Raw genomic sequence first — 25,086 nt, 5'->3', positions numbered from 1 at the left:
TTATCCGAACATCGCGCCGAGTCCCTCGCCGCCGTCGTCGCCGTCGTCGTCGTCGGCGTCGTCGTCGGTGGTGTCCTCGGCGTCTTCCGTCTCTTCGTCCGCCTGTTCCTCCTCCGCGTCGGCGTCGTCGGCCGGCTCCGTCGCCGGCGCGGTCTCGACGCCCTGGAGCTCCTCGGGGAGCGCCTCCTCGTCGTCGATCTGTGCCGCGAGCGCGCGAAGCTGGGCGTCGGCCTTCCCGATCAGGTCGGGCACGACGTCCGGGCTCTCGATCTCCGCGAACAGGCCGACGGACTTCGCCTCGCCGGACGCCTTCGCGAGAAGGGTGCCGGCGGTGGCGGCCGTCGGATACGCGGCGTTGACCGAGAGGTTGCGCGCGGCGGCCGCGGCGGACTGGACGTCCGCGCGGTACTCGTCGACGTCGATTTCGAGCTCGTCCGGCTCGAACAGGACGCCCTCGGAGTAGACGGCGCGCAGGTCCAGCCCGACCTCCTTCGGCTCGATTCCGAGCTCGACGAGGACGTTCGCGAGGTCGGCGTCGACGACCTCGCCCTCCGTCAGCACCGTCGAGTCCTCGGTGACCTTGATCGAGCCGTCTTGGATGCGCGCGGCCGCGCCCACGGTCTGGAGCTCGCCGACGAACGGTCCCGGGTCGACGCCGGTGTCGCCCTCGGGGATCACGATGTCGTTGGGAGCCACCTCGCCCTCGTTGATCGGGGCGGGGGTCTTCGAGGCTTCGAGCTGCTTGAAGAGGCCGAACGGGTTGTCGTTGGTGCCGACGAGCGCCACCTGACCGCTGACGAACTCCGTCAGCGCCTCGACCCCGTCGTTGACCTCCTCAAGGGCTCGGTTCGTGAGCGTGTTTCGGCTCATGCGGACGGCGGCCGAGCCGTGAAGCTCCCGGCGCATGGCCTGAAGCTGGCGGCTCGGAATGCCGGCCACGCCGACGATCCCGACGGAGTTGTACGAGTCGATAAAGTCGACGAGTTCGTCGACCTCCTCGCGTTTCCACTCGGGGATCGTCTCGGTCTTCCGGACCGAGCTCATACGGGCACCTCCTTCGCGGGACCCATCGTGGTCTTCACGTAGATCCCGTCGATGTTGAGCGGCCCCTTCTCGAGGTCTGCTTCGAGTCGTCGGATGATGACGTCGATGTTGTCCGAGATGTCGTCGGCGCTCATGTCTTCGGCACCGACGCGGGTGTGGAACGTGCGCCGGTCGCGCGACCGGAGCTGCACCGTGTTCTTCATCCGATTGACTGTGTCGACGACGTCATCGTCCGGCTGTAGTGGGGTAGGCATCTTCCCGCGCGGACCGAGGACGGTACCGAGGTACCGACCGATGTCCTGCATCAGGTTGGCCTCCGCGACGAAGAAGTCGGTATCGTCGGCCAGGTCCTTTGCGCGGTCGTCGTCGTCTCCGAGGTCTTCGAGGTCGTCGCTGTCGAGCACTTCGTCAGCGACCTCCTCTGCGCGGACGGCGGTTTCGCCCTCCGCGAAGACGACGATCTGTGTCTCCTGCCCCGTTCCAGCCGGCAGCACGATGGACTCGTCGATACGGTTCGACGGATCGTTGAGGTCGAGATCTCGCAGGTTGATCGCGATGTCCACGGTCTCGCGGAAGTTCCGCTCGGGCGCATCGTCGAGTGCGAGGGTTACGGCCTCTTGTATTGTGTCTGCCATTTTCACCTCCGTAGTACGCAGGTCGCTCCTACGGGTCAGTGAAACAGGCGAAGCCTGTCTCATCGGAGAGTGGTTCATCGGAGGTTTAAAAGCGTCGAACCGCCCGTCCGCGTGCGAACCGAAGACAGGGCCTGTGCGGGCGGTCGAGGGCGAGAAGTTGCGGCCAGTGATCGAGGCTAGGCCGTCGAGACCGGGGGCCGTGGGGCGAGGTCGACCGGCTGCGACGGCGATTCGACGCGCGTCGAAGCCGAAAACGTCGGATAGGGGAACCCTTTTGACGGCGCTGTCCGACCCACGAGGTAATGACGCAGGGTGGTCCGCCGTGACGATGGACGACCGCATCGAAGACCTCCGCGAGCGCCGCGAGCGGGCGTCGAAGGGCGGGGGCGAAGACCGGATCCAGTCGCAACACGACAAGGGGAAGATGACCGCCCGCGAGCGGATCGACTACTTCCTCGACGACGGCACCTTCCACGAGTTCGACCGGTTCCGCACCCACCGCAACCACACCTTCGGGATGGAGGAGAAACAGATCCCGGGCGACGGCGTGGTGACCGGCTACGGCGAGGTCAACGGCCGGAAGACGTTCGTGTTCGCGCACGACTTCACCGTCTTCGGCGGCTCCCTCGGCGAGGTGTTCGCCGAGAAGGTGTGTAAGGTGATGGACAAGGCGATGGACGTGGGCGCGCCCGTCGTCGGACTCAACGACTCCGCCGGCGCGCGGATTCAGGAAGGGGTCGCCTCGCTCGGCGGCTTCGCGGAGATCTTCCGGCGCAACACGGAGGCCTCGGGGGTCATCCCCCAGATATCGGCGATCATGGGGCCGTGCGCGGGCGGGGCGGTGTACTCCCCGGCCATCACGGACTTCACGTTCATGGTGAAAGACACCTCCCACATGTTCATCACCGGGCCGGACGTCATCGAGACGGTCACCGGCGAGGAGGTGAGCTTCGAGGAGCTGGGCGGCGCGGTCACCCACACGTCGACCTCGGGCGTCGCGCACTTCGCCGAGGAAAGCGAGGAGGAGGCGCTGGACAACATCGCTCGCCTACTCTCGTACCTCCCCGCGAACAACGTCGAGGACCCGCCCCGCGTCGAGCCGTGGGACGACCCCGAGCGCGCCGACGACGAGCTGGCCGATATCGTCCCCGACGCGCCCCGGAAGCCGTACGATATGAAAGACGTGATCGGCAGCGTCGCGGACGAGGGCTCCTTCTTCGAGGTGCAGGAGAACTTCGCGAAGAACATCGTCGTCGGCTTCGCCCGCCTCGACGGTCACTCGGTCGGCGTCGTCGCGAACAACCCCCGCGTGAACGCCGGCACCCTCGACATCGAGTCGAGCCAGAAGGGCGCGCGGTTCGTCCGCTTCTGTGACGCGTTCAACATCCCCATCGTCACCTTCGAGGACGTGCCCGGGTTCATGCCCGGCACCGACCAGGAGCACAACGGGATCATCCGCCACGGCGCGAAGCTGCTGTACGCCTTCTCGGAGGCGACCGTTCCCCTTCTCACCGTCATCACCCGAAAGGCGTACGGCGGGGCCTACTGCGTGATGTCGTCGAAACACATCGGCGGCGACGTCAACTACGCGTGGCCCACCGCCGAGATCGCCGTGATGGGGCCGAAGGGCGCGGTCAACGTCCTCTACCGCGAGGAGCTGGCCGAGGCCGACGACCCCGACGCGCGCAGACAGGAGCTCATCGACGAGTACCGCGAGGAGTTCGCGAACCCTTACACCGCCGCCGACCGCGGCTTCGTCGACGACGTCATCGAGCCGACGGAGACCCGCACGCGTCTCATCCAAGACCTGAAGATGCTGAAGGGGAAGCGCTCGGACCAGCCCGCGAAGAAGCACGGTAACATCCCGATCTGATGGCGACCGACGACGAGTCAGTCGACGGGCAGGCGGCCGTCAGTGAGCGGGCGGCTCCCGGAGCGGCCCGGCTCGCCGGCCTCTCGATCCCCGATGACGCGGGCGACGAGGAGGCGGCCGCCATCGCCGCGGCGGTCGCCGCCCACCTCCGGGACGGCGAACTCGCCGCCGCGGCCGCCGCGAGCGACGCGGACGACGGCGGCCGCGACGAGGACCGGTGGGGGCTCGCCGGCCGGATCGACCGGCTCCACCGACGACGGGTCCGCGTCTCCGCCGACGCCCCGACGGACCCGTGGACCGCGGCCGGACGGAGCGACCGGTTCTGAGCGGCCGGTCGCTCTCGCCCAGTCGCGCGGTCGAGCGCGCGGCGATCCCACCGTCGTGATATCGCGCCGACCGACGGAGCCGTCGGTGTCGGGCTCCGGACACGTCGAACGAAAGTACCGGACGCGGAGGCGTCCGGCCGCGCGCATTCCCCCGAGGGCGCGGCGTTGACCCGCCGAGCCGCCGATTCGGCCCCGATTCAGGGCGCGTTCGTACATGCGTCCGCTGACATTTATGCCTGTGGTAACGCGTCCCTCGGTCGCGCGCTCAGCGCGCCCCCTCGTCGCCGGTCGCCTCGTCGTCCACACCGAGGCTCTCCGACGGTCCCCGGCCCCCGAGGAGACGGTTGAGGACGGCCGGAACGACGACGACGAACGCGAGGAGCGCGCCGATCCGGATCGGCAGCGACGCGTCGGTGACGACCGTGAGACCGAGGTAGACCGCGGCACCGACCAGCGTCGACGGCAGCACGTACGGGTTTCCCGCGTCGAGCATACCCCTCCGTCTCGCTCGGGTTCCCTTAATCGTCCCGGCATGCTCCGCCGGTCGGTGCGAGCGCCGCCGCGGCCCGCCCCGGTCCGACGGCCCGTGCTGAGCGCCGCCACGGACCGACAGAGTTTGGTAGCAGTTCGTGGAAGAACCGACAGGAATGTTCGATAAGGTTCTCGTGGCGAACCGCGGCGAGATCGCGGTCCGGGTGATGCGCGCCTGTGCGGAGCTCGGCGTCGATACCGTCGCCGTCTACAGCGACGCGGACAAGCACGGCGGCCACGTCCGGTACGCGGACGAGGCGTACAACGTCGGGCCGGCGCGCGCGGCCGACTCCTACCTCGACGGCGAGGCGGTCGTCGAGGCGGCGCGCGCGGCCGACGCCGACGCGATCCACCCAGGCTACGGCTTCCTCGCGGAGAACGCCGACTTCGCGGCCCGCGTCGAGGCCGCCGACGGGATCACGTGGGTCGGCCCGGCGAGTGACGCGATGGAGCGCCTCGGCGAGAAGACCCACGCGCGCCGCGTGATGGACGACGCGGGCGTCCCGATCGTCCCTGGGACGACCGAGCCGGTCACCGACGTCGAGGCGGTGACCGAGTTCGGCGACGAGTACGGCTACCCGGTCGCGATCAAAGCCGAGGGCGGCGGCGGCGGTCGCGGGATGAAGGTCGTCGAGAGCGCCGAGGAGGCCGAGGAGGCCCTCGAATCCGCGAAACGAGAGGGCGAGGCGTACTTCTCGAACGACTCGGTGTACCTCGAACGCTACCTCCAGACTCCCCGACACATCGAGGTCCAGATCGTCGCGGACGACCCGGCCGCGGGGTCAGGCGGCGAGGACGCGACCGCCGACGCCGACCTCTCGGAGAGCGACGTGGTCCACCTCGGCGAGCGCGACTGCTCGCTCCAGCGCCGCCACCAGAAGGTGGTCGAGGAGGCTCCCTCCCCCGCGCTCTCCGACGAACTGCGCGAGCAGATCGGCGAGGCCGCCCGCCGGGGCGTCGCCGCCGCCGACTACACCAACGCCGGGACGGTCGAGTTCCTCGTCGAGGAGGACCCCGACCGCGACCCGGCGGAGCCGCTCGGTCCGGAGACGAACTTCTACTTCCTCGAAGTCAACACCCGAATTCAGGTCGAACACACCGTCACCGAGGAGCTGACGGGGATCGACATCGTCAAAGAGCAGCTCCGGGTCGCCAGCGGCGAGGGCCTCTCGGTCTCGCAGGACGACGTCGAGCTTGAGGGCCACGCGATCGAGTTCCGGATCAACGCCGAGAACGCCGCGAACGACTTTCAGCCCGCCAACGAGGGGTCGCTGGAGACGTACGACCCGCCGGGCGGGATCGGCGTGCGCGTCGACGACGCGCTCCGGCAGGGCGACGACTTAGTCACCGACTACGACTCGATGATCGCGAAGCTGATCGTGCGGGCCCCGGACCGCGAGGAGTGTCTCGCGCGGTCGAAGCGCGCCCTCGCCGAGTACGATATCGACGGCGTCGTCACTATCGTCCCGTTCCACCGCCTGATGTGCGACGACCGGCGCTTCGTCGACGGCACGCACACGACGAAGTACCTCGACGAGGAGCTGGACCCCGACCTGATCGCCGACGCGCAGGAGCGGTGGGGCTCCGAGACGGCGAGCGGGGCCGACGACGACGAGGAGGTGACCGAACGCGAGTTCACCGTCGAGGTGAACGGCAAGCGCTTCGACGTCGAGTTAGAGGAGCGCGGCGCGCCCGCCATCCCGGTCCCGGAGAGCGGGGGCGGCGGTGGCGGCGGGCAAAAGCGCCCCCCACAGGCGAAGTCCGACGACGGCGGCGACGACGCCGTCGACGTCGCGGAGGGCGGCGAGTCCATCGACGCGGAGATGCAGGGAACGATCCTCTCGGTCGACGTGAGCGAGGGCGACGAGGTCGCCGCCGGCGACGTGGTCTGCGTCCTCGAAGCGATGAAGATGGAGAACGACGTGGTCGCCGAGCGCGGCGGTACCGTCGCGAGCGTCCACGTCGGTGAGGGCGACAGCGTCGACATGGGCGACGTGCTGATCGTGCTAGAGTAATCCGCCACACGCCACGAGAAATACCTTTTGTAGCCCGTCGGCGCGCGCCTCCGAGCGGTCGCCCCCGACGACCGCGGTGGAGCGCCGCGCGAGGGAGTCGGCGGCGACCATCGGGAGCCGCCGACGAGGCTGGGGAGGCGTGAGGTGCGGTTGCTGTGCGGTCGCGGTCGGGTGGGACTCGAAGGGGCAGTCGCGAGGCGGGCACAGGCGAAGTAAGCACCGCAGGAACGAGTGAAACGAGCGACGAGGAGCGCAGCGAGCGTGTGTCCGCCTCGCGACTGGGGATTCAGGAGTGTTCGTGTCGATCGACGGTTTATAAACAGATCCACTCCTGTACAGCCGAGCGACTGGGACTTCGGGAATGTTCGTGTCGATCGGCGACTTATAAGCAGACTCGTATTATCGAGGAATTTCTGTTCGGAAAAATTTCACAGAGGAAAATAAACGGCCGGTATGCCCTCCTCGCGTCGCGTCGTTGAGGCGTGGATCGCGCTCTGTCTCACCGTCGGACAACTCACGTCGTTTGCCGTCCGAACCGCGTCGTCCGTCTCGCCGACCGTCGAAGGAATAGCCGGATTCGGCGCTCCGCTCGCCGTCGCGCTCGGCCTGCTCCGACTGCGTCCCGAACTGGACGTCGGACGGCTCTGGCGGTTCGCGTTCACCGCCTGGGGCCTTCTCATCCTGATGATGGTCGCCTCGCTCGGCGGCCGACTGATCGGCGTCTCCTTCGACGCGTACGAGTCGTACTCGTTCCCGCTCGCGGTCGCCGTCGCACTCCTCATGGAGCCCGTCTACGAGTCCGGGGCGCTGCCGCGGACGTGACCGCCGGGTCCGGCGTTCGCGGTCGAACGAGCCGCCCCCGGTTCCCGATGACCGACGGGATTTAACCGACCGCCCGAAAAGGAGGGTACATGGAGCCGGTCGACGACTGGCGCGCCGCGATCACGGAGGCCGGAGAGCTGACCGGCCCGATCGCCGCGAGCATCGTCGACGAGCACGGCGACCGCGGGCAGCGCGCGATCGAGGCCGTCGGCGAGAGCCGCGTGAAACAGTACCGCGACTTCACCGTCGTCGTCGGCCACGAGGACGAGTACGTGATCGAGGACGGCGAGTGCGACTGCGCCGACGCGACGTACAACCTCGACCCCGACGACCCCTCCGAGCGCTGCTGGCACGCTATCGCGGTCGACGTCGCGGAGGCGATCGACGCCGTCGACCACCACGACATGTGGTACTCCGAGGTCCGCGAGTTCCTCTGAGACCCCCCCGACGCGCGCTCCCCTCCGTTCGCGCGTTTCCCGCTGCTTCCGCGTTTTCCGCCGTCTGCGCGTCTCCCGCCGTTCGCGCGTCTCCCGCCCGTTCTCAGCAGCCGCCGCTCGGCCGCGTGAACCGGCCGTTTTCGCAAATCTCGGTCTGAGAGTCGAAAACGTTTACAACGGCGGCCGGTCTCCCCTACGGTATGGCGGACTGTCCACTCGCCGACGACTGCCCCAGTTTCGACGAACGAATCGAGGGGATGGGGTGTCAACACTACGGCAACAAAGGCGGCGCGGAGTGGTGTAACCACTACGACATGCCGATCTACGAGCTGAAACAGCAGCCGGTCCAGCCCGGCGAGGTCGTCACGGTCGAGGTCGACGACATCCACGAGAGCGGGGCCGGCGTCGGCCGCACCGACGACGGCTTCATCGTCCTCGTCGACGGACTCCTCCCCCCGGCGCGCGCCGAGGTCAAGATCCACCGGGTCAAATCCAGCCACGCGACGGCGCAGGACGTGGTCGAGCGCCTCCCCGACGACCCGGACGAGGAGGCCGACGACGACGAGGCGGTCGGCGCGGACGACGGCGAGGTCGACGAGGATGACGACGAGGACCACCGTCGTGACCGCCCGGACCGCGAGCGACTCGGCAGCCGCGAGAACTTCTGGGGGAAGTGACCGGCGTCTCGGGGTGACCCCCACCCCACGGACAGTCCGGACGCCGGCGATTGCGACGCGAACGCGACTAAAATTCTAGCCGCCCACTACGACGTAGTCGTTGCCACGGACACGACCGCCGAAGCCCCAGCCGCTCGCTACGACGCGACTCTTTCCGAGCACACGACCGCCGAAGCCCCTGCCGTGAGGCGGGCAGACGCTCGCTGCGCGCCTCACTCGTTCGCTTCGCTCACTCGTTCAGTGCTTACGTCGCCTCTGCCCGCCTCACGGCTGCCCCTTCGAGTCCCACCCCGCACCGCCCCGCACCTCACGCCTCCCCAGCCTCGTCAGCGGCTCCCGTTGGTCGCCGCTGACTCCCTCGCGCGACGCTCCTCGCGGTCGCTGGAGGCGACCGCTCGGAGGCGCGCGCCGAATCGGGAATCGCCGGGTCGCTCCGCCGCCCCGCGAAACCGCCGTTTTTTGACCGCCCGGCCCGTCGGTGATCGCATGGTGGCAGACGACGGACGGCCCGACCCCGCGGACGTCGACGCCGACTCGGTCCTCGATCGGGCGGGGTTCGACGCCGACGAGAGCGTGCTCACCCGCCGACAGGCGGAGGTGCTGGCGCTCCGCGAGCGCGGGCTCCGGCAGTCGGACATCGCGGACCGGCTCGGCACCTCGCGCGCGAACGTCTCCAGCGTCGAGGCGAGCGCCCGCGACAACGTCGAGCGCGCCCGCGAGACGGTCGCGTTCGCGGAGGCGCTGTCGGCCCCGGTCCGCGTCGAGATCGAGGAAGGAACCGACCTCTACGACGCGCCCAAGCGCGTGTACGACGCCTGCGACGAGGCCGGCGTGAAGGTGAACCAGACCGCGCCGGAGCTCATGCGAGCGATCGGCGACCGCGCGGGCGACGCGGTCCGCGGCCGCGAGGTCCGCCGCCGGCTGTTCGTCACGGTCGCGGCCGACGGACAGATCCGCGTCCGACGCCCGTAGTCGCCGGCCGCTCGGCCGGGTGGACGTTCACTCCGCTTCTCACCACCCGATTTTCACTTCTCGTCGATCCGCTCGGCGACGCCGACGAGCGTCGCGCCCGCGGTGACGGTCGACTCCCGGGCGACCGAGTACGCGATCCCGTCGCGGTCGGCATGTGCGACCTGAAGCGTCTCGAACGTCGTCGGGTCGAACACCTCGCCGACGCGCTCCCCGTCCGACACCCAGTCCCCGACGGCGAGGTCGGGTTCGGGAACGAACAGCCCGGAGTCGTCGGCGATCACCCGTCCGAGGTGGTTGCGGGCGACGGTCCCGTCCCACGGGTCCGGCTCCCCGTCGAGCAGTCCTTCGCGTCGCAGGACGCCGAGGGTTCCCGCCACGCCGGTCTCGACGGCCTCCGGGACGACCTCCCGACTGTGGGCGAGTTCGGGCGTGATCGTCGGGATCCCCTCGCGGGTGGCGGCAACGCGGAGCTTCCCGGCGAACCCGCGCTCGTCCCACTCGGTGTCCGCGTCATCGCCTGCGGCCTCCGCGAGCAGCAGGTCGGTGCCGAACGCCTCCGCCAGCCCGCGGCAGTCCTCGTCGCCGCGCATGTACACCGCGTGCGTCGCCATCGACGGCGACCCGGTGTGGAGGTCGACGACCGCGTCCGCCTCGCTCGCGAACGCCCAGAGCCGGGCCGCCATCCGCTCGTGGAGCGACCCCTCCGCGTCGCCGGGCCAGCAGCGGTTCATGTTCGGCTGCCGCGAGTCGAGCGACTCCGGCGTCGTGTACGAGACCCGGTCGAAGGTGAGCGGGTCGGCGACCGGCACCGTCACGAGCGTCCCGTCGAGGTCGGCGGCCGGCGGGTCGGCTCCGCCTTCGGACTCCGCTCCGACGAGTCGGTCGTGGAGCCGTCGGAGGACCGCGGCCCCGTTCACCTCGCGACCGTGCTGGGCGGCCTGCGCGTACACCACGGGGGCGTCCGCCGGCGCGTCGAGCTCGGGACCGTCGTCGCCGTCGACGAGTTTGCCCTCGCCGTACGCGTGGACGGTTGTCCGGATCGGGACTCCCGAGGGGAGCCGCGCGAGCGTGAGGTCGCGACTGGTGTGCATGTGTCCGGCTCGGTCCGGCTCGGGGTTATACGTCGGGGATGCGGTCGCGCGACGGGGGCCGTCTCGACGGGCGACCGTCCCGGTCCGACCGCGGACGCTAAGGCCGTGGCCCGTCCACCACGTTCCATGCGCGTCACCCTGCTCGGGACGGGCGACACGACCGGGACGCCGACGGTCGGCTGCGACTGCGACACCTGCGTTACGGCCCGCGAGCGCGGGGTGTCGCGGTCGCGCTTCTCAGTCCACGTCGAAAACGAGCGCACCGGCGAGTCGCTGCTCGTCGACTTCAGCCCCGACTTCAGAGGGCAGTTCCTCGCGGCCGACGTTCCCCTCCCGGACGCCGGGCTGGTGACGCACATCCACTTCGACCACCTCGACGGGCTCGGCAACGTCTACCGCCTCGTCGACGGCCTTCCGGTCCACGCCCCGAACGAGACCGACCCCGCGACCGACGAGAGCGTCGCGGAGACCATCCGCCGCAAGTACGACTACCTCGAAGACCGGATCGGCGTCCACGCCCGCGACCCCTTCGAGCCGTTCGAGACCTGCGGGTTACGGGTCCGGTTCGTCCCCGTCGACCACCCGCCGCTCGTCTGCTACGGCGTCGTCGTTGAGGACCCGGAGACGGGCGCGAAGCTCTCGCTCACCGGCGACACCAGCTACGACGTCCCGGAGCGCTCGCGCGAGGCGCTCGCCGACCCCGACCTCCTGCTCGCGGACGCCATCGTCCCCGCCTCGCTGTGCGAGCACCACCCGATCGGCGGGCGTCACGAGGGTCCCGACGGGGTCCCGCGCACCTTCGGCACGAAACACATGACCCGGGAGGGCGCGCTCGCGCTCGCCGACGACCTCGACGCCGACCGGACGCGGCTCGTCCACCTCGCGCACTTCTACCCCGCCGACGAGGCGTTCGCGGAACCGCTCGCGGTCGACGGCGAAGTCTACGAGCTGTGAGGAGCGACGACCTTCCGAACTGTACCCTTTTGCCTCGGTAGCACGTACCAGACGCAGATGGCCGCGACGGACCGCCTCCGCGCCGCGACCGATCGACTCCACGCTGCGCTCGACCGGCTGGAGCCGCCGCCGCGCGCGGTCGACTGGTCGCTGTTCGCGTTCGTCGTCGCCGAGGCGACCACCGGGCTGGTCTCGTTCACCGTCGGCGTCCCCGAAGGGTGGCCCCTCTTCTGGCTCCACCGGTCGCTCGGCGTCGGGATCGTCGCGCTGCTCGCGTGGAAGCTCGCGCGCGTCCGCCGCCGAATCACCGATCCCGCCCTGTGGCGGCGGTCGACCGCGCTGTCCGTCCTCACCCTTGTCGCCGCGGTCGGCGCGCTCGCGACCGGGGTCGCGTGGGTGTTCGGTCTCGACGTGCGGATCTCGTACTGGACGCTCCTCTCGGTCCACGTCGGGTTCGGACTCGCCTTGGTCCCGCTCGTGGCCGCGCACGCGTCGACCCGGTTCCGGCTCCCGCGCCGCGTCGACTTCGAGCGGCGGCGGACCGCGGTCCGGTACTTCGCGCTGCTCGCGGCCGGCGGCGCGACCTACCGGGTCCAGCAGGCCGCGAACGACGCGCTCGATACGGCCGGCGCGGACCGCCGGTTCACCGGCTCGCAGCCACGGGAGGGCGCGGGCAACGCCGCCTTCCCGATCACCTCGTGGGTCGCCGACGATCCGGACCCGATCGACCGCGACGACTACCGGCTGGCGGTCGACGGCCTCGTGAGCGACCCGGCGGAACTGACCGCCGCCGACCTCGCCGCCGGCCACGAGACCGAGGCGCTGCTCGACTGTACGAGCGGCTGGTACACCGTACAGGAGTGGGGCGGGATCCGCGTCGGTGGCCTGCTGGAGGCGGCCGGAGGCGTGGACGAAGAGGCCGCCTACGTCCGGTTCACGTCCGTCACCGGCTACCGGTGGAGCCTCCCGCTGGAGGAGGCCGAGGACGCGCTGCTCGCGACGCGCGTCGGCGGCGAGCGGCTCTCGCACGGCCACGGCGCGCCGGCGCGGCTCGTGGCTCCCGACCGACGCGGCTTCCAGTGGGTGAAGTGGGTGACGCGCGTCGAGGTCCGGGCGGAGTACGACCTCGGCCAGTGGGTCGTGACGCTGGTGAGCGGGTTCGACTAACCGACTCAGACAAAGTCGACGATGAGTCGATCCGTGATCCCGTCCACGTCGAAGTCGGCGTCGGCCACTGCGAGTCGTTCGCCCCGAAGCGCGGCGACGCCAGCGATGTACGCGTCACGGGCAGCGAGCGGCTCGCCGGTCGCTCGCAGTTCGTCTTGAAGAGTCGCCGCCGCCCGAGCACTCGCCGCCGACGTCTCGACCACGTCGACCCAAGTCAACGCCTCGTCGATCGCGTCGAGATCCGTCGCGCCCGTCTTGAAAACTTCTCCCTGATACACCTCAAACAGTACCAGCGGCGGGGCGACCGCCCGCTCGTCGGCGTGTAACTCGACGTATTCGACCGCGGCGTCACGTCCCGCGAGGTAGTCGATGAGGACGCTACTATCGTACAGCGTCACCGCGAGTCAACCCCGCGTTTCATCTCTCGACGCTTGGCTCGCGCACGTTCCGCCGCATCGGTCCCTTCCCATAGGCCAGCACCCGAGCGGACGTTTTCACGACGTTCGCGGAGCAGCCGCGTCAACAGCTCGTCGAACGTCTCGTCGTCTCCCTTGAGCGACGCGAGCGCGGCGTGGGTCTCCTCGTCGACGCGGATGCTCTTGCTCATACAGTTTCGTATACGTCTCTGTATACAATATCGTTTCGCCGGTCGACGCGCTCGTCGCCCGATGTTACGGAGAATCAAGGAGAAAGCCTCGCGCTTCACCGCGGGGATGAATCCGACAATTCTTCTCCAATCCACCGTTCGATGGCACGGCAGGATATTTCATGCCGCATCAATATACACCTTTAACTAGGAATATTGTCATAGGTTACGTATGGCAAAACAGGTCGTCACGCGCACCTATACTGCTTCCATTCGGAATCAGTCTCGGGTGTCAGACGACCTTGACGCCCTCGGGTTCGCAGCCTCGAAACTCTGGAACGTCGGACGGTGGACATGCAGCCGAGTCTGGGATGAAATCGGACACATTCCAAATCACACCGAACTCACCGCGTACCTGAAATCGCACGAACGCTACGATGACCTCCATTCTCAGTCAAGTCAGCGAGTCCTTCAAGAACTCGCTGAGGCGTTCAACGGCTGGTACGGCAAACGACGCAACGGCGACATGCGAGCGAACCCGCCCGGCTACCGTAAACACGGCGACGAACACCCACGGAGTACGGTGACGTTCAAAGCCGCCGGCTTCAAACTCGACACCCAGTACAACCGCGTTCGACTCTCCCAAGGCTCAAACCTCAAGGACTACTGGTCGGACTTCGTCCTCTGTAAATACCAGACACGCCCCGACGTTGACCTCTCCGCCGTGGAGAACGTCCAGCAAGTGCGGGCCATCTGGACTGGCGAGGAATGGGAGTTACACTTCGTGTGTAAAGTCGAAATTGAAGTGGCTAAATCTCCCGGTGAGAAGACGGTTGGTGTTGATCTCGGGATCAACAACTTCGCCGCACTCGCCTACGAGGACGGCCATGCCGAGCTGTATCCGCTCAATTGCCTGAAAGAAGACGACTACTACTTCAGCAAGCGGATCGCGCGGTGTGACGACTCGAACTCCGAACAAGCCACGCGGTTAAACCACAAGAAATCGGAGCGCCGCACCCACTACTTCCACACGCTCTCGAAACACATTGTCCAGCAGTGTGTTGAGGAAGATGTTGGGACAATCATGATCGGCGATCTCTCCGACATTCGCGAGGACGATGAAACCGAAGACTCGAAAAACTGGGGTTCTCACGAGAATCTCGACTTACACTCGTGGGCGTTCGACCGCTTCACCGACTTGCTCACCTACAAGGCCGAGATGGAAGGTATCACGGTTGAGCAGGTGTCCGAACGCGACACGTCGAAATCGTGTTCGTGCTGTGGCCGCAAGCGTGACGCGAACCGCGTCAAACGCGGGTTGTACGTGTGTGACGACTGTGGTACGGTAGCGAACGCGGACGTGAACGGAGCCGAGAACATTCGACAGAAAGTATCTCCGAGTCCCGCCACGGATGGCGGTGATAGGAGTAACGGCTGGTTGGCACAGCCATCGACGTTCCTGTTTGACAAGGAAACTGGCGCGTTTGCGCCTCAAGAACAGGTAACGTCGTAAACCACAATATCCCAACCCAGCGGCGCGGTGCCGTGGGAATCCTCGCGCTTCAGCGCGGGGAGGGTGTCAATCGTACTCGCTTCCGACGACCTCGCGGATGCGCTCCGCGGTCACCGGACCGACGCCGTCGACTTCGAGCAGATCGTCCTCCGGCGCGGTCATCACGGCCTCGACCGTGCCGAAGTGTTCCAGCAGGGTGCGCGCGGTGACCGGCCCGATGTCCGCGATGGAGGAGACGACGTACTCCTGCTGTTCCGCGCGGGTCTTCGTCGTCTTCTCGCCGTGGACGCTCACCTCGCGGTCGCGCGTCTCCTGCTCGCGCTTGGCGACCGTCGCGAGCAGTTCGGTGGTGTCGTCTTCCCCTTCGGTGCGGAGGACACTCACGTCGAAGTCGACCGCGAGCGACGCGAGCGCGCCGCGGATCGCGTTGGGGTCGATGTCGCGCTGGCCGTAGAGGTTCGTCCCCTCGACGACCATCACCGGACGGGCGTACGCCCGCGAGAGCTCGCCGACCTGCTCGAACATCGAGCGGTCGGAGTCGAGCATCGAGTCGACGAAGTCGGCCGCAGACTTGCGCTCGACGGCGACTCGGTCGGAGAGCACGTAGTCGCCGACCGCGAGCGTCTCCAGCCGAGTGACGAGGCCGTCGCGCGTCGAGAGGTCCTTCGCGATCGCGGAGTCGAGTTCGCGCTGGTCGACGACGACCTCGACCCCCTCCTCGACGCCGGCGGTCGCGACGATGCCGTCGTCGTCGGTTTTCTCGTCGGTCGCCTCGCTCTCCTCGGCGCTCTCCGCTCCATCCTCTTCCGCTCTGTCGCCCTCCTCGCCGTCACCCTCCGATCCCCCTCGGGCCTCTGCCGCGAAGTCGGTGAGTCCGGCGTCGCCGTCCGCGTCGCCGCCGTCACCGGACTCCTTGACCGCGTCGGCCGTGCCGGCCGCGCCGTCGTCGGTCTCCGATCCGACACCGTCGTCGTCGGATCCGCCCGAGAAGGCGTCCAGCCCGGCCTGCCCGTCGTCGCCGACGGTGTCTTCGATGTCGTCGGTGGCCTCCTTCAGCTCGGCGAGCTGGCTGGCCATCTCCTTCTCGCGGCGGCGCGAGATCCAGAAGAACGCCTCGTCGCGGGTGTCCTCGGCCATCAGCACGACGACCTTCCCCTCGGCCTGCCGCCCGGTCCGACCCTTGCGCTGGATCGACCGGATCGCGGTCGGCACCGGTTCGTAGAAGCAGACCAGATCGACCTCGGGCACGTCCAGCCCCTCCTCGGCGACGCTCGTGGAGACGAGAACCTCGAACTCGCCGGCCTTGAACGCGTCGAGGGTCTCCTGTTGCTGTTTCTGGCTCATCCCGTCGGAGCCCTCCTTGTCGCCCTGTCCGACGAACTTCCGCACGTCGAAGCTCGCGGAGAGGAACTCCACGAGCGCCTCGGCGGTGTCGCGCGACTCGGTGAACAGGATGGCGCGTTCGCCGCCGTCGATGCCGAGCGTCTCGGCGAGCAGGATCCGGGCCTTCGAGAACTTCGGGTGGAGGCCGTCGAACGACTCCGCCTTCCGCATCGCCTCGCGCACCTTCGGGTCCGCGACCATCCGCTGGCTCGCCTTCGACGCGCCCGAAGAGCGGGCGGCCTCGCGCTGGCGCTCGAAGTACCGCCGGACGGACTCGACCGACTGCGTCTCGACCAGTTCGGTCGCGCGCCGGAGCTTCATCACCTCGGCGTGGGTGCTCATCCCCTTGTACCCGTCCGACTGGTCGTTGTCCATCATCCGCTTCAGCTGCCCCCGCATCTTGTTGAGGTCCTTCTGCGAGAGGTCAGGGTTCGTCGTGTTCGTCACGCCGAGCGACTTCAGCTTCTCTAACCGATCTGTGATCACCTCGTTGAGCGCGTCCCGAATCGCGAGGACCTCGTCCGGGAGCGTGACCTGCTCCCACCGGACGTCGGTGTCGTGGGTGTACTCGTCGACGTCGGCGTCCTCCTCGGTCATCACCTCGACGTTGACGAGGCCGAGGTTCTCACAGACCGTCTCGATCTCCTCGGTGTCGCCGCCGGGCGAGGCCGACATCCCGGTGACGAGCGGGTCCGCCGCGTCGGCGTGGTAGCGCTCCGCGATGTACACGTACGCGTAGTCGCCGGTCGCGCGGTGGCACTCGTCGAAGGTGAGGTGGGTCACGTCCCGCAGCGAGATCCGGTTGCCGACGAGGTCGTTCTCGACCACCTGCGGGGTCGCGATCACGATCCGGGCGTCCTCCCAGAGCGCGGCGCGGTCGTCCGGTCTCACGTCGCCGGTGAACACGACGATCTCGTCGTCCGGAATCGAAAGCGCCTCGCGGTAGAAGTCCGCGTGCTGTTGGACGAGGGGTTTCGTGGGGGCTAAAAACAGCGACTTCCCGCCCGCCTCGTGGAGCCGCTCGGCGGTGACGAGCAGGCTGACCGCCGTCTTGCCGAGGCCGGTCGGGAGACAGACGAGCGTGTGTTCGTCGGCGGCGGCGTCCGCCAGCTGGAGCTGGTAGCGGCGTCGCTGTAAGAACCCGTCGACGAGCAGCGGTCTGTCGATCCCGGCGGCTTCGGTCGCCATCGGCGACGCTTCGCCGCCGTCGGCCTAAAGCCTTCGCGAAGCGGGGTGAAAGTTATCGGTCGCCGGAACGCTCTTCTCGGAGCTCTTCCGGGACGTCCTCGTCGACCAGCTGCGCCCACTCCGCGAGCCGGTTGCCGGATCTCGTCTGCGCGCTCATTACGCGACGGATCTCCGTGGTACGTATTAACGCTTACCCCTATTCCACACGATTTAACATCGAATCGGGCTTCTCCCTCCCACTCGGCCGCGACTCGCAGTTCTCCATCGCGACTCGCACGCCTTTTACCGCTCACGCGCCACCGACGGGCATGAGCAACCTCGACGAGTTCCTCGCGGGCGAGCGGCTCGACGACGTGGTCTTCTACGTGAGCGACGCGTACCTCGACGACGACTCCCGGCTCCGCAGCGTCGGCACCGAGGTCGACGGGGGCGTCCGGCTGATCCTCGACGGCGAGACCGGCCGGTCCGCGTTCCAGGCCGGCACGGGCATGGGCGCGATGGAGTTCGCGAAGACGGCGATGGGAGCGGAGGGAGAGATCGCGCGCTCGCTCGACGACGGGGCGTGCCCCTTTGCCGCGGAGAACCCCGACGACGACCACGAGATCCGGTTCGTCTTCGCGTTCGCGGAGGCGCAAAACGAGGAGGTCGGCGGGCTCTACGCCGAGGGCGACGTGGTCCACGCGTACGCCCACTGCACCTGCGGCGAGAGCTACTCGCACAAGTGGGTCGTCGGCGACCGCGACGACTGAGCGGTTGCCCTCGTTGCCGCCGGCGACGTGCCGGCTACTCCTCGGGCGCGTCGTCTTCCGGGACCGCGCCCTCGACGAGCGACTGGTCGCCGTACTGCTCGCGGAGGTCCTTCTTCGAGAACTTCCCGGTGGCGGTTTTGGGCACCTCGTCGATGAACTCCACCGCGTCCGGCACCCACCACTTGGGGTACTCCTCGCGGAGCCCGGTCTCGATCCGCTCGACGAGCTCCTCGCGGTCGACGCCCTCGGCCACGACGACGAACGCCACGGGGCGCTCCTGCCAGCGCTCGTGGGGCACGCCGACGACGGCCGCCTCGCTGACGCCGTCGTAGGCCATGATCGCGTTCTCCAGCTCGACGCTGGAGATCCACTCGCCGCCCGACTTGATCACGTCTTTCGTCCGGTCGACGAGCTGCATGTAGCCGTCCTCGTCGACGGTGACCACGTCGCCCGTCTTCAGCCAGCCGTCGACGAACTCCTCCTCGTTGGCCTCGGGGCGCTTGAAGTACTCCTTCGTGACCCACGGCCCGCGGATCCGGAGCTCGCCGAACTCCTCGCCGTCCCACGCGATCTCCTCGCCGTCCTCGTCGATGACCTCGAACTCCAGTCCGGGGGCGACGAGGCCCTGCTTCGCCCGCTTGTTCACCTGCGTCTCGTAGTCGGCGTCGCGCAGGTCGCTCTTGAGGTGCGAGACGGTCCCGATCGGTGCGATCTCAGTCATCCCCCACGCGTGAAGCACCTCGACGTCGCGGTCGTCGTACCACTCGATCAGCGCCTTCGGCGCGGCCGCGCCGCCGATGATCACGGTGTCGAGCGTCGAGAGGTCCACCTCGTTGCCCCCCTCGATGTACTCGCGGAGGCCGAGCCACACCGTCGGGACGCCCGCGGAGATGGTGACGCCCTCCTCCTCGATCAGCGCCGCGAGGTCGGCAGGGTCCGGCGACGGTCCGGGATAGACGTGTTTCGCGCCCGCGGCGGCCGCGGTGAACGGCATCCCCCACGCGTTGACGTGAAACATGGGCACGACGGGCATGACCACGTCGGAGTCCTCCATCGGGATCCCCTGTGGCGTCTGGGAGGCCATCGTGTGGCTCCACAGCATCGACTGGGTGTATTCGACGCCCTTCGGCTTCCCCGTCGTACCGGAGGTGTAACAGAGGCCGGCGGGCTGGTCGCCGTCGAGGTCGGGCCAGTCGTACTCGGTCGAGTGGTCCGCGATGAACTCCTCGTAGGCGGGGGCGTCGAGCGCGTCGATCCCCTCCGATCCCATCGCGACGAAGTCGACGCCCTCGAACTCGTCCGCGCCCTCCGCGGCGCTCGCGATCTTCTCGGCCAGCGAGGGGTCGACGAAGATGATCTCGTCGTCGGCGTCGTCGACGATGTACTGGATGTGCTCGTCGGGCAGCAGCGGGTTGATCGTGTGGAGCTGCGCGCCGGTGTTCGGGACGCCGAAGTACGTCTCGAAGTGCCGCGTGTGGTTCCAGCAGAACGTCGCGACGCGGTCGCCGCGCTCGATCCCGTGGGCGTCTAAGGCGTTGGCGAGCCGTGCGGTCCGGTCGGCGTACTCGGCGTACGTGTGCCGCGTGCGCCCCTCGTGGGTGCGCGAGACGATCTCGGTGTCCGGGTACAGTCGTTCCGCGCGCCACATGAACGGTCGCAGGGTCTGAGCGTGTCCGCCTGGCATACCTCACACACCACGAGGTCGGGAACTATGAACGTTGTCATGATTGATCGGGAGGGTCCCTCGGGGCGGCGACTTCTACTGATCTTCTCTCAACGATCGGGTTCCGGTCTGAACGTTTTTCGTCCACTCTGACGCCGTCGAATTCTCGACCGCTCAGCTATACATGACTGTTTTCGTCGAGATCGACTTCGTGACTAAGACCGTCGAAGTCCCAGCCGCTCGGCTATACGTGACTGCTTTCATCGAGAGTAACCTCGCGACCGAGACCGCCGAAGCCCCAGCCGCGAGGCGGGCGGACGCTCGCTGCGCTCCGCAGTCGCTCGTTTCACTCGCTCCTTGCGGTGCTTGCGTCGCCTCCGCCCGCCTCGCGACTGCCCCTTCGAGTCCCACCCGACCGCCACCGCACAGCACCTCACGCCTCCCCAGCCTCGTCGCTGGCGGTCTTCGCTTCGCTCCGACCGCCAGCGACTCCCTCGCGCGGCGCTGTCTCGCGGCCGCCGAAGGCGGCCGCTCGCAGGCACGCGCCACCGCTACCGTAGGGTCTCGGTTCTCCTCGAACTCCGGTTATCCCTTAAAAAGACTCGCATGAACTGGTGCGTGGTCGGCGTCGCCGCGGTCCGGGCGGTCGTCGCCGTCGTCGCCCTCGTCGGAGACGGCCCGGCCGTTGACGCCGTCCGCGAGGAAGTCCCGGACCGGCGGCCCGACGTGTTCGGGCTCGACGAGGAACGCGTCGTGGCCGTGGTCGGAGTCGATCACGTGGTGTGCGGCCGGGACCTCGGCCTCGCCGAAGGCGTCAGCGAGGGAGGACGACTGCTCGACGGTGAAGTGCCAGTCGGCGGTGAAGCTCACGAGCAGCGCCTCGCCCTCGAAGGCCGCGAGCGCGTCGGCGTCGGTGCCGTGGCCGGCGGCGAGGTCGTACTCGTCCATCGCGCGCGTGAGGTAGAGGTAGCTGTTCGCGTCGAAGCGGTCGCCGAACCCCTCGGCCTGATAGTCGAGGTACGACTCCACCTCGCGGTACGGGAAGAAGCCGGCCGTCGGCTCCGGCGGCAGCCCGAGGTCGCCGTCCTCGCGCGTGAGCGAGTCGCGCCCCGCCGAGCGCCGGCCGAACTTCCGCTCCATCGACGCCTTCGAGAGGTACATGATGTGGCCGATCTGGCGGGCGATGGCCAGCCCCTCCGTCGGCTCCGGCCGGTTGTCGCCGTAGTAGTCGCCGCCGTTCCAGTCTTTGTCCGCGCGGATCGCCCGCCGCGCGACCGCGTCGAGCGCGAGACACTGCGCGTCGAGCCGTCCGGCGGTCGCGATGGCGACCACGCGGTCGACGTCGTCGGGGTAGCGCTTCGCCCACTCCAAGGCGTTCATCCCGCCGACGCTGCCGCCGACGACCGCGCGGAGCCGCCCGACGCCGAGGTGGTCGAGCAGCCGGCGCTGCGCCCGCGCCCAGTCCTCGACCTGGACCGGCGGGAACGCGGTCCCCCAGCGGTCGTGGTCCGGCTCTTCCCGGAGGTCGAGGTCCGCGGGCCGCTCGCTGGCCGGACCCGTCGTCCCGTAACAGGAGCCGGGGACGTTCGCGCAGACGACGTAGTACTCCGTCGTGTCGATCGCTTTCCCGGGTCCGACGACGTCGTCCCACCACGCGCGGGCCTGTCCGGCCTGCCCGGCCCCGGCGGTCTCCGCGTCGCGCTCCGGCGCGGGCGACCGCGCGACGTTCTGGCTGCCGGTGAGCGCGTGACAGATTAACACGACGTTGTCGCCGTCGAACTCGCCGTGGGTCTCGTAGGCGACCTCGAAGTCGGGCACCGACTGCCCGCACTCGAAGGTGAACTCGCCGAGCGAGGCGACGCCGTGGTCGGTCGGGACGGTGCTCATCGGATCAGGCCCCCTCGCCGCCCGTATCGGCTCCGTCCGCGCTCTCTTCGTCCGCGCTCTCCCCGTCCGCCGCGCGCTCGCCTGCGGCCAGCCCCGCGTCGAGGTCGGCGATCACGTCCTCCGGGTCCTCGATGCCGATCGAGAGCCGAAGCATCTCGGGGTAGACGCCCGCCAGCCGCTGCTGTTCTTCGTCCATCTGCGCGTGCGTCGTGGAGGACGGGTGGATGACGAGCGTCTTCGCGTCGCCGATGTTCGCGAGGAAGCTCGTCAGCTCGACCGACTCGCAGAACGTCTTCGCGGCCTCGTAGCCGCCGTCGACGCCGAAGGTGACCATCCCGCCGAAGCCGTCGAGGTACTCGGCGGCGTTGCCGTGGCTCTGGTGGTCCTCGAACCCCGGGTACGACACCCAGTCGACGCGCTCGTCGTCGCGGAGGAACTCGGCCACCCGCCGCGCGTTCTCGCAGTGCCGCTCCATCCGCAGCGGGAGGGTGTTGAGCCCCTGAATCGTCTGCCACGCGTCGAAGGGCGACTGCTGGCCGCCGATCGGGCGCACCCCGCGCTGGCGGACGACGTTGGCGAACGCGGCGTCGCCGAACTGCTCGACGAAGTTGATCGGGAACGCCGACGACTCGCCGTCCAGCTCGTCGTAGTCGGCGTCGGGGTGGTCCCACGGGAACTGCCCGCTGTCGACGACGACGCCGCCGACAGTGGTGCCGTTGCCCGTGATCCACTTCGTCGTCGACTCCCACGTGATATCAGCACCGTGTTCGAACGGGCGACAGAGGTAGGGAGTCGCGAACGTGTTGTCGACGACGAGCGGGACCGCGTGGTCGTGGGCGATGTCGGCCAGCCGCTCGAAGTCGGGCGTGACGAGCGAGGGGTTCGCGATGGTCTCGACGTGGACGAACGCGGTGTCGCCGTCGATCGCGTCCGCGTACGCCTCGTAGTCGAGCGTGTCGACGAGCCGCGCCTCGATCCCCCGGCGGTCCGCGATGCTCGTGAGGTACGCCGCGGTGCCGCCGTACATTTCGGAGCTGGCGACGACGTTGTCGCCCGCGCTCGCGAGGACGGTCGTGATCGCGTCGAACGCTGCCATCCCCGACCCGGTCGCGACCGCGTCCGACCCGCCGGACAGATCCGCCAGCCGATCTTCCAAGACGTTCACCGTCGGGTTCGAGAGTCGGGAGTAGATGTGGCCCTCCGCCCGGAGCGCGTACATCTCCGCCGCCGTGTCCGCGTCGTCGAAGACGTACGAGGTCGTCTGGTGGATCGGCGTGGCGCGGGCACCGGTGGCCGAGTCGGGCTCGGCTCCGGCGTGGAGACTCCGGGTGGAAAACCCACGTGTCATGTTTGTTGCTCATACGTCCGCAAACTTCTATAACCGTCAGTTACGGCAATTGATGCCCCCTTCGACGGGCTCCGCGGTCCCGTTCCGCCGACCGCGCCGCTCCCGTCTCCCCGAAGCGTGCGTTTATGACCGATCGGGCTCCAACCGGTGGTAATGGCAGTCGCCGCTCCCGTCCCCGACCTCGCCGACCGCGCGACCGACTGCGCCGACCGCCTGCGCGAGGCCGACCGGGTCCTCTTGGCCTCCCACATCGACGCCGACGGGATCACGAGCGCCGCGATCGCTTCCACCGCGCTCGCGCGGGCCGGGGTCGACCACGAGGTCGTCTTCGAGAAGCAGCTGGACGCCGACTCGATCGCCGGCATCGCCGCCCGCGAGTTCGACGTGGTGCTTTTCACCGACTTCGGCTCCGGCCAGCTCGACATCATCGCCGACCACGAGGCGGCCGGCGACTTCGTCCCCGTCGTCGCCGACCACCACCAGCCCGCCGACCGCGACACGCGGTACCACCTCAACCCCCTGCTCGAAGGGATCGACGGCGCGAGCGAGCTCTCCGGTGCCGGCGCGAGCTACCTGCTCGCGCGCGCGCTGGAGGGCGACGGCGACAACCGCGACCTCGCCGGGCTGGCGGTCGTCGGCGCGGTCGGCGACATGCAGGACTCGACCGACGGTCTCGTCGGTGCCAACGAGGCGATCGTCGCCGACGGCGTCGACGCGGGCGTCCTCGACGCGCGGACCGACCTCGACCTCTACGGCAGACAGACCCGACCGCTCCCGAAGTTCCTGGAGTACGCCTCCGACGTGAAGATCCCCGGGATCACCAACGACGAGGCCGGAGCGATCGCCTTCCTCACCGACCTCGACCTCGACGTGAAACGCGACGGGGAGTGGCGGCGCTGGGTCGACCTCGACGCCGACGAGCGTCGGCGGCTCGCCTCCGCGCTGATGCGCCGGGCGGTCGCCTCGGGCGTTCCCTCCGACCGGATCGAGGCGCTCGTCGGCACCGCGTACACGCTCGTCGACGAGGAGGTCGGCACCGAACTGCGAGACGTGAGCGAGTTCTCCACCCTGCTCAACGCGACCGCCCGCTACGAGCGCGGCGACGTCGGCCTCGCGGTGTGTCTCGGCGACCGCGGCGACGCGCTCGCGGAGGCCAGACGGCTCCTCCGCACCCATCGGAAGAACCTCTCGGAGGGCCTCCAGTGGGTCAAAAACGAGGGGGTCACCCACGAGGACAACCTCCAGTGGTTCGACGCCGGGTCGCGCATCCGCGAGACCATCGTCGGCATCGTCGCCGGGATGGCGGTCGGCTCGCCCGCGGTCGACCGCTCCAAGCCCGTGATCGCCTTCGCCGAGAAGAGCGACGAGGAACTGAAAGTGTCCTCGCGCGGCTCGCACGCGCTCGTCCGGCAGGGGCTCGACCTCTCCGTGGTGATGCGCGAGGCGAGTCAGTCGGTCGGCGGCGACGGCGGCGGTCACGACGTCGCCGCGGGCGCGACGATCCCGACCGGCGAGCGCGACGCGTTCCTCGCCGAGGCGGACCGGATCGTCGGCGAACAGCTCTCGTGAGTGGCCTCCCCCAAGCCCCGCCGGCTCCCGCGCACTCGCTACTTCAGCGTCGCGTAGGTTAGCAGCGAGACGGCGAGCAGTTCGAGCAGGCTCAGCCCGAGTACGACGCGTCCCACGAGCGGATCCATCGCGTACAGCGTCCGCATGCTGTTGAAGAAGAAGGCGATCGAGATCAGGTTCTCGACCAGCAGGACGGCGCTGAATCCCAATAGTCCTAAGAGTAGTGTCGAGCCGAACTCGCGGTAGTTGTCGAGCCACACCGCGGCCAGCACCGCCAACAGCGCGCTGTTGACGATGGCGATCAGGACGGCAATTCCGGTCGGCGTCGCCGGGTTCATTCGGCGTCCACCTCCGACGTGATCTCTTCGAACGTCTCCGTGTGACGCTCGAAGCGGTCGGTCAGGAAGTACAGCTTCCCGTAGTCGTGGTCGCTCGGTTCGACGACGTCGTGGTCTTTCAACATCTCGAGGTGGTGCGTGATCGTGTTATAGTCGACATCCAGTTCCTCCGCGAGTTCGTTCGCGTTCCGGGGGCGGTCGCGAAGTTCCCGGACGATTCGGACCCTGTTGGCCCCCCCGCGACTCGCGACGAACAGGTACCACAGGGCCTTCTCCATTTGGCGTACTGTTGTGTCTGGTAGGCTGCGAAAACTGTTT

The 25,086-nt window shown here is 68.6% G+C and carries 24 protein-coding genes; 12 read left to right on the top strand and 12 right to left on the bottom strand.

The genetic code is table 11. The annotated features are described in order from the left end of the window. Both QOL69_RS07935 and QOL69_RS07930 read right to left on the bottom strand, forming a co-directional pair. Entirely contained in the window at positions 1-1,044 is a 1,044-nt protein-coding gene (locus QOL69_RS07935; protein ID WP_283402748.1) for a 50S ribosomal protein L10, read from the bottom strand. Continuing rightward, positions 1,041-1,679: a 50S ribosomal protein L1 gene (locus QOL69_RS07930; RefSeq protein WP_048077888.1), complete on the bottom strand. Its 639-nt coding sequence runs from the start codon at positions 1,677-1,679 to the stop codon at positions 1,041-1,043. The genes QOL69_RS07935 and QOL69_RS07930 overlap by 4 nt, the downstream gene beginning before the upstream one ends. 328 nt (positions 1,680-2,007) lie before the next feature. On the opposite strand from QOL69_RS07930, the gene QOL69_RS07925 reads away from it, so the two are divergent. Further along, positions 2,008-3,552, top strand: coding sequence for an acyl-CoA carboxylase subunit beta (locus QOL69_RS07925; RefSeq protein WP_283402747.1), 1,545 nt, complete (start codon positions 2,008-2,010; stop codon positions 3,550-3,552). Beyond that, positions 3,552-3,878: a DUF8022 family protein gene (locus QOL69_RS07920; protein WP_283402746.1), complete on the top strand. Its 327-nt coding sequence runs from the start codon at positions 3,552-3,554 to the stop codon at positions 3,876-3,878. Before QOL69_RS07925 ends, QOL69_RS07920 begins: the two co-directional genes overlap by 1 nt. A 265-nt stretch (positions 3,879-4,143) precedes the next feature. Here the strand turns inward: QOL69_RS07920 and QOL69_RS07915 are convergent, their stop codons facing one another. Beyond that, complete coding sequence (locus QOL69_RS07915; RefSeq protein WP_283402745.1) at positions 4,144-4,371, bottom strand: DUF7987 family protein; 228 nt, start codon at positions 4,369-4,371, stop codon at positions 4,144-4,146. Between the two features lie 154 nt (positions 4,372-4,525). Here QOL69_RS07915 and QOL69_RS07910 point away from each other — a divergent pair, with 154 nt between their 5' ends. The 5 genes from QOL69_RS07910 (at position 4,526) to QOL69_RS07890 (ending at position 9,332) form a co-directional block, all read left to right on the top strand. Beyond that, complete coding sequence (locus tag QOL69_RS07910) at positions 4,526-6,424, top strand: ATP-binding protein (protein ID WP_283402744.1); 1,899 nt, start codon at positions 4,526-4,528, stop codon at positions 6,422-6,424. 453 nt (positions 6,425-6,877) lie between these two features. Then, the gene (locus tag QOL69_RS07905) at positions 6,878-7,246 is read left to right on the top strand and encodes a hypothetical protein (RefSeq protein WP_048077893.1); all 369 of its coding nucleotides are present in this window, start codon (positions 6,878-6,880) and stop codon (positions 7,244-7,246) included. An 89-nt stretch (positions 7,247-7,335) separates the two neighbouring features. Then, the gene (locus QOL69_RS07900; protein WP_048077894.1) at positions 7,336-7,683 is read left to right on the top strand and encodes a zinc finger SWIM domain-containing protein; all 348 of its coding nucleotides are present in this window, start codon (positions 7,336-7,338) and stop codon (positions 7,681-7,683) included. Between the two features lie 200 nt (positions 7,684-7,883). Further along, on the top strand, positions 7,884-8,360 hold the full coding sequence (locus QOL69_RS07895; protein WP_283402743.1) for a TRAM domain-containing protein: 477 nt from the start codon (positions 7,884-7,886) through the stop codon (positions 8,358-8,360). A 486-nt stretch (positions 8,361-8,846) separates the two neighbouring features. Then, positions 8,847-9,332, top strand: a complete 486-nt coding sequence (locus QOL69_RS07890) for a Tfx family DNA-binding protein (RefSeq protein WP_283402742.1) — start codon at positions 8,847-8,849, stop codon at positions 9,330-9,332. Positions 9,333-9,385: 53 nt separating this feature from the next. Here QOL69_RS07890 and QOL69_RS07885 read toward each other — a convergent pair whose 3' ends face one another. After that, on the bottom strand, positions 9,386-10,423 hold the full coding sequence (locus QOL69_RS07885) for a succinylglutamate desuccinylase/aspartoacylase family protein (RefSeq protein ID WP_283402741.1): 1,038 nt from the start codon (positions 10,421-10,423) through the stop codon (positions 9,386-9,388). Positions 10,424-10,549: 126 nt separating this feature from the next. Between QOL69_RS07885 and QOL69_RS07880 the strand changes: the two genes are divergently transcribed. Further along, positions 10,550-11,377 (top strand): MBL fold metallo-hydrolase, encoded by an 828-nt coding sequence (locus QOL69_RS07880; protein WP_283402740.1) that lies wholly within the window; start codon positions 10,550-10,552, stop codon positions 11,375-11,377. Between the two features lie 57 nt (positions 11,378-11,434). Beyond that, positions 11,435-12,544 (top strand): molybdopterin-dependent oxidoreductase, encoded by a 1,110-nt coding sequence (locus QOL69_RS07875; protein WP_283402739.1) that lies wholly within the window; start codon positions 11,435-11,437, stop codon positions 12,542-12,544. Between the two features lie 5 nt (positions 12,545-12,549). Here the strand turns inward: QOL69_RS07875 and QOL69_RS07870 are convergent, their stop codons facing one another. Both QOL69_RS07870 and QOL69_RS07865 read right to left on the bottom strand, forming a co-directional pair. Next, on the bottom strand, positions 12,550-12,942 hold the full coding sequence (locus QOL69_RS07870; protein WP_048077897.1) for a PIN domain-containing protein: 393 nt from the start codon (positions 12,940-12,942) through the stop codon (positions 12,550-12,552). Continuing rightward, positions 12,939-13,151 (bottom strand): DUF7557 family protein, encoded by a 213-nt coding sequence (locus QOL69_RS07865; RefSeq protein ID WP_048077898.1) that lies wholly within the window; start codon positions 13,149-13,151, stop codon positions 12,939-12,941. Before QOL69_RS07865 ends, QOL69_RS07870 begins: the two co-directional genes overlap by 4 nt. 211 nt (positions 13,152-13,362) lie before the next feature. Here QOL69_RS07865 and QOL69_RS07860 point away from each other — a divergent pair, with 211 nt between their 5' ends. Continuing rightward, complete coding sequence (locus QOL69_RS07860; protein ID WP_283402738.1) at positions 13,363-14,643, top strand: RNA-guided endonuclease InsQ/TnpB family protein; 1,281 nt, start codon at positions 13,363-13,365, stop codon at positions 14,641-14,643. A gap of 66 nt (positions 14,644-14,709) precedes the next feature. On the opposite strand, the gene QOL69_RS07855 is transcribed toward QOL69_RS07860, so the two are convergent. After that, positions 14,710-17,214 (bottom strand): DEAD/DEAH box helicase, encoded by a 2,505-nt coding sequence (locus QOL69_RS07855; RefSeq protein ID WP_283402737.1) that lies wholly within the window; start codon positions 17,212-17,214, stop codon positions 14,710-14,712. 308 nt (positions 17,215-17,522) lie between these two features. Here QOL69_RS07855 and QOL69_RS07850 point away from each other — a divergent pair, with 308 nt between their 5' ends. Then, complete coding sequence (locus QOL69_RS07850; RefSeq protein WP_283402736.1) at positions 17,523-17,963, top strand: DUF5807 family protein; 441 nt, start codon at positions 17,523-17,525, stop codon at positions 17,961-17,963. Between the two features lie 34 nt (positions 17,964-17,997). On the opposite strand, the gene QOL69_RS07845 is transcribed toward QOL69_RS07850, so the two are convergent. The 3 genes from QOL69_RS07845 to QOL69_RS07835 form a co-directional block, all read right to left on the bottom strand. Beyond that, positions 17,998-19,647 (bottom strand): long-chain fatty acid--CoA ligase, encoded by a 1,650-nt coding sequence (locus QOL69_RS07845; protein WP_283402735.1) that lies wholly within the window; start codon positions 19,645-19,647, stop codon positions 17,998-18,000. A 564-nt stretch (positions 19,648-20,211) separates the two neighbouring features. Then, entirely contained in the window at positions 20,212-21,513 is a 1,302-nt protein-coding gene (gene metX, locus QOL69_RS07840; protein ID WP_283402734.1) for a homoserine O-acetyltransferase MetX, read from the bottom strand. A gap of 4 nt (positions 21,514-21,517) precedes the next feature. Next, positions 21,518-22,861: an O-acetylhomoserine aminocarboxypropyltransferase/cysteine synthase family protein gene (locus tag QOL69_RS07835; RefSeq protein WP_283402733.1), complete on the bottom strand. Its 1,344-nt coding sequence runs from the start codon at positions 22,859-22,861 to the stop codon at positions 21,518-21,520. Between the two features lie 153 nt (positions 22,862-23,014). Here QOL69_RS07835 and QOL69_RS07830 point away from each other — a divergent pair, with 153 nt between their 5' ends. After that, entirely contained in the window at positions 23,015-24,430 is a 1,416-nt protein-coding gene (locus QOL69_RS07830; RefSeq protein ID WP_283402732.1) for a RecJ family nuclease, read from the top strand. A gap of 38 nt (positions 24,431-24,468) precedes the next feature. Here the strand turns inward: QOL69_RS07830 and QOL69_RS07825 are convergent, their stop codons facing one another. Continuing rightward, positions 24,469-24,768 carry a DUF8036 family membrane protein gene (locus tag QOL69_RS07825; RefSeq protein ID WP_283402731.1) on the bottom strand — a complete coding sequence of 100 codons (300 nt, stop codon included), beginning with the start codon at positions 24,766-24,768 and terminating at the stop codon, positions 24,469-24,471. Beyond that, the gene (locus QOL69_RS07820) at positions 24,765-25,046 is read right to left on the bottom strand and encodes a winged helix-turn-helix domain-containing protein (RefSeq protein WP_283402730.1); all 282 of its coding nucleotides are present in this window, start codon (positions 25,044-25,046) and stop codon (positions 24,765-24,767) included. Before QOL69_RS07820 ends, QOL69_RS07825 begins: the two co-directional genes overlap by 4 nt. Positions 25,047-25,086: the final 40 nt, after the last annotated feature.

Origin of the sequence: Halorubrum sp. DM2 (assembly GCF_901686465.1) — an archaeon.
Lineage (GTDB): Archaea > Halobacteriota > Halobacteria > Halobacteriales > Haloferacaceae > Halorubrum.
Note: the sequence above shows the minus strand (reverse complement) of the source record. Positions and strands in the feature narration are given on the sequence as shown.

Coding starts and splice junctions, on each gene's coding strand:
- QOL69_RS07835 (WP_283402733.1), bottom strand. CDS start 22,861: ATGACACGTGGGTTTTCCACCCGGAGTCTCCACGCCGGAGCCGAGCCC.
- QOL69_RS07845 (WP_283402735.1), bottom strand. CDS start 19,647: ATGCCAGGCGGACACGCTCAGACCCTGCGACCGTTCATGTGGCGCGCG.
- QOL69_RS07865 (WP_048077898.1), bottom strand. CDS start 13,151: ATGAGCAAGAGCATCCGCGTCGACGAGGAGACCCACGCCGCGCTCGCG.
- QOL69_RS07885 (WP_283402741.1), bottom strand. CDS start 10,423: ATGCACACCAGTCGCGACCTCACGCTCGCGCGGCTCCCCTCGGGAGTC.
- QOL69_RS07935 (WP_283402748.1), bottom strand. CDS start 1,044: ATGAGCTCGGTCCGGAAGACCGAGACGATCCCCGAGTGGAAACGCGAG.
- QOL69_RS07830 (WP_283402732.1), top strand. CDS start 23,015: ATGGCAGTCGCCGCTCCCGTCCCCGACCTCGCCGACCGCGCGACCGAC.
- QOL69_RS07875 (WP_283402739.1), top strand. CDS start 11,435: ATGGCCGCGACGGACCGCCTCCGCGCCGCGACCGATCGACTCCACGCT.
- QOL69_RS07910 (WP_283402744.1), top strand. CDS start 4,526: ATGTTCGATAAGGTTCTCGTGGCGAACCGCGGCGAGATCGCGGTCCGG.
- QOL69_RS07825 (WP_283402731.1), bottom strand. CDS start 24,768: ATGAACCCGGCGACGCCGACCGGAATTGCCGTCCTGATCGCCATCGTC.
- QOL69_RS07880 (WP_283402740.1), top strand. CDS start 10,550: ATGCGCGTCACCCTGCTCGGGACGGGCGACACGACCGGGACGCCGACG.
- QOL69_RS07915 (WP_283402745.1), bottom strand. CDS start 4,371: ATGCTCGACGCGGGAAACCCGTACGTGCTGCCGTCGACGCTGGTCGGT.
- QOL69_RS07930 (WP_048077888.1), bottom strand. CDS start 1,679: ATGGCAGACACAATACAAGAGGCCGTAACCCTCGCACTCGACGATGCG.
- QOL69_RS07820 (WP_283402730.1), bottom strand. CDS start 25,046: ATGGAGAAGGCCCTGTGGTACCTGTTCGTCGCGAGTCGCGGGGGGGCC.
- QOL69_RS07890 (WP_283402742.1), top strand. CDS start 8,847: ATGGTGGCAGACGACGGACGGCCCGACCCCGCGGACGTCGACGCCGAC.
- QOL69_RS07905 (WP_048077893.1), top strand. CDS start 6,878: ATGCCCTCCTCGCGTCGCGTCGTTGAGGCGTGGATCGCGCTCTGTCTC.
- QOL69_RS07900 (WP_048077894.1), top strand. CDS start 7,336: ATGGAGCCGGTCGACGACTGGCGCGCCGCGATCACGGAGGCCGGAGAG.
- QOL69_RS07855 (WP_283402737.1), bottom strand. CDS start 17,214: ATGGCGACCGAAGCCGCCGGGATCGACAGACCGCTGCTCGTCGACGGG.
- QOL69_RS07860 (WP_283402738.1), top strand. CDS start 13,363: ATGGCAAAACAGGTCGTCACGCGCACCTATACTGCTTCCATTCGGAAT.
- QOL69_RS07895 (WP_283402743.1), top strand. CDS start 7,884: ATGGCGGACTGTCCACTCGCCGACGACTGCCCCAGTTTCGACGAACGA.
- metX (WP_283402734.1), bottom strand. CDS start 21,513: ATGAGCACCGTCCCGACCGACCACGGCGTCGCCTCGCTCGGCGAGTTC.
- QOL69_RS07850 (WP_283402736.1), top strand. CDS start 17,523: ATGAGCAACCTCGACGAGTTCCTCGCGGGCGAGCGGCTCGACGACGTG.
- QOL69_RS07920 (WP_283402746.1), top strand. CDS start 3,552: ATGGCGACCGACGACGAGTCAGTCGACGGGCAGGCGGCCGTCAGTGAG.
- QOL69_RS07925 (WP_283402747.1), top strand. CDS start 2,008: ATGGACGACCGCATCGAAGACCTCCGCGAGCGCCGCGAGCGGGCGTCG.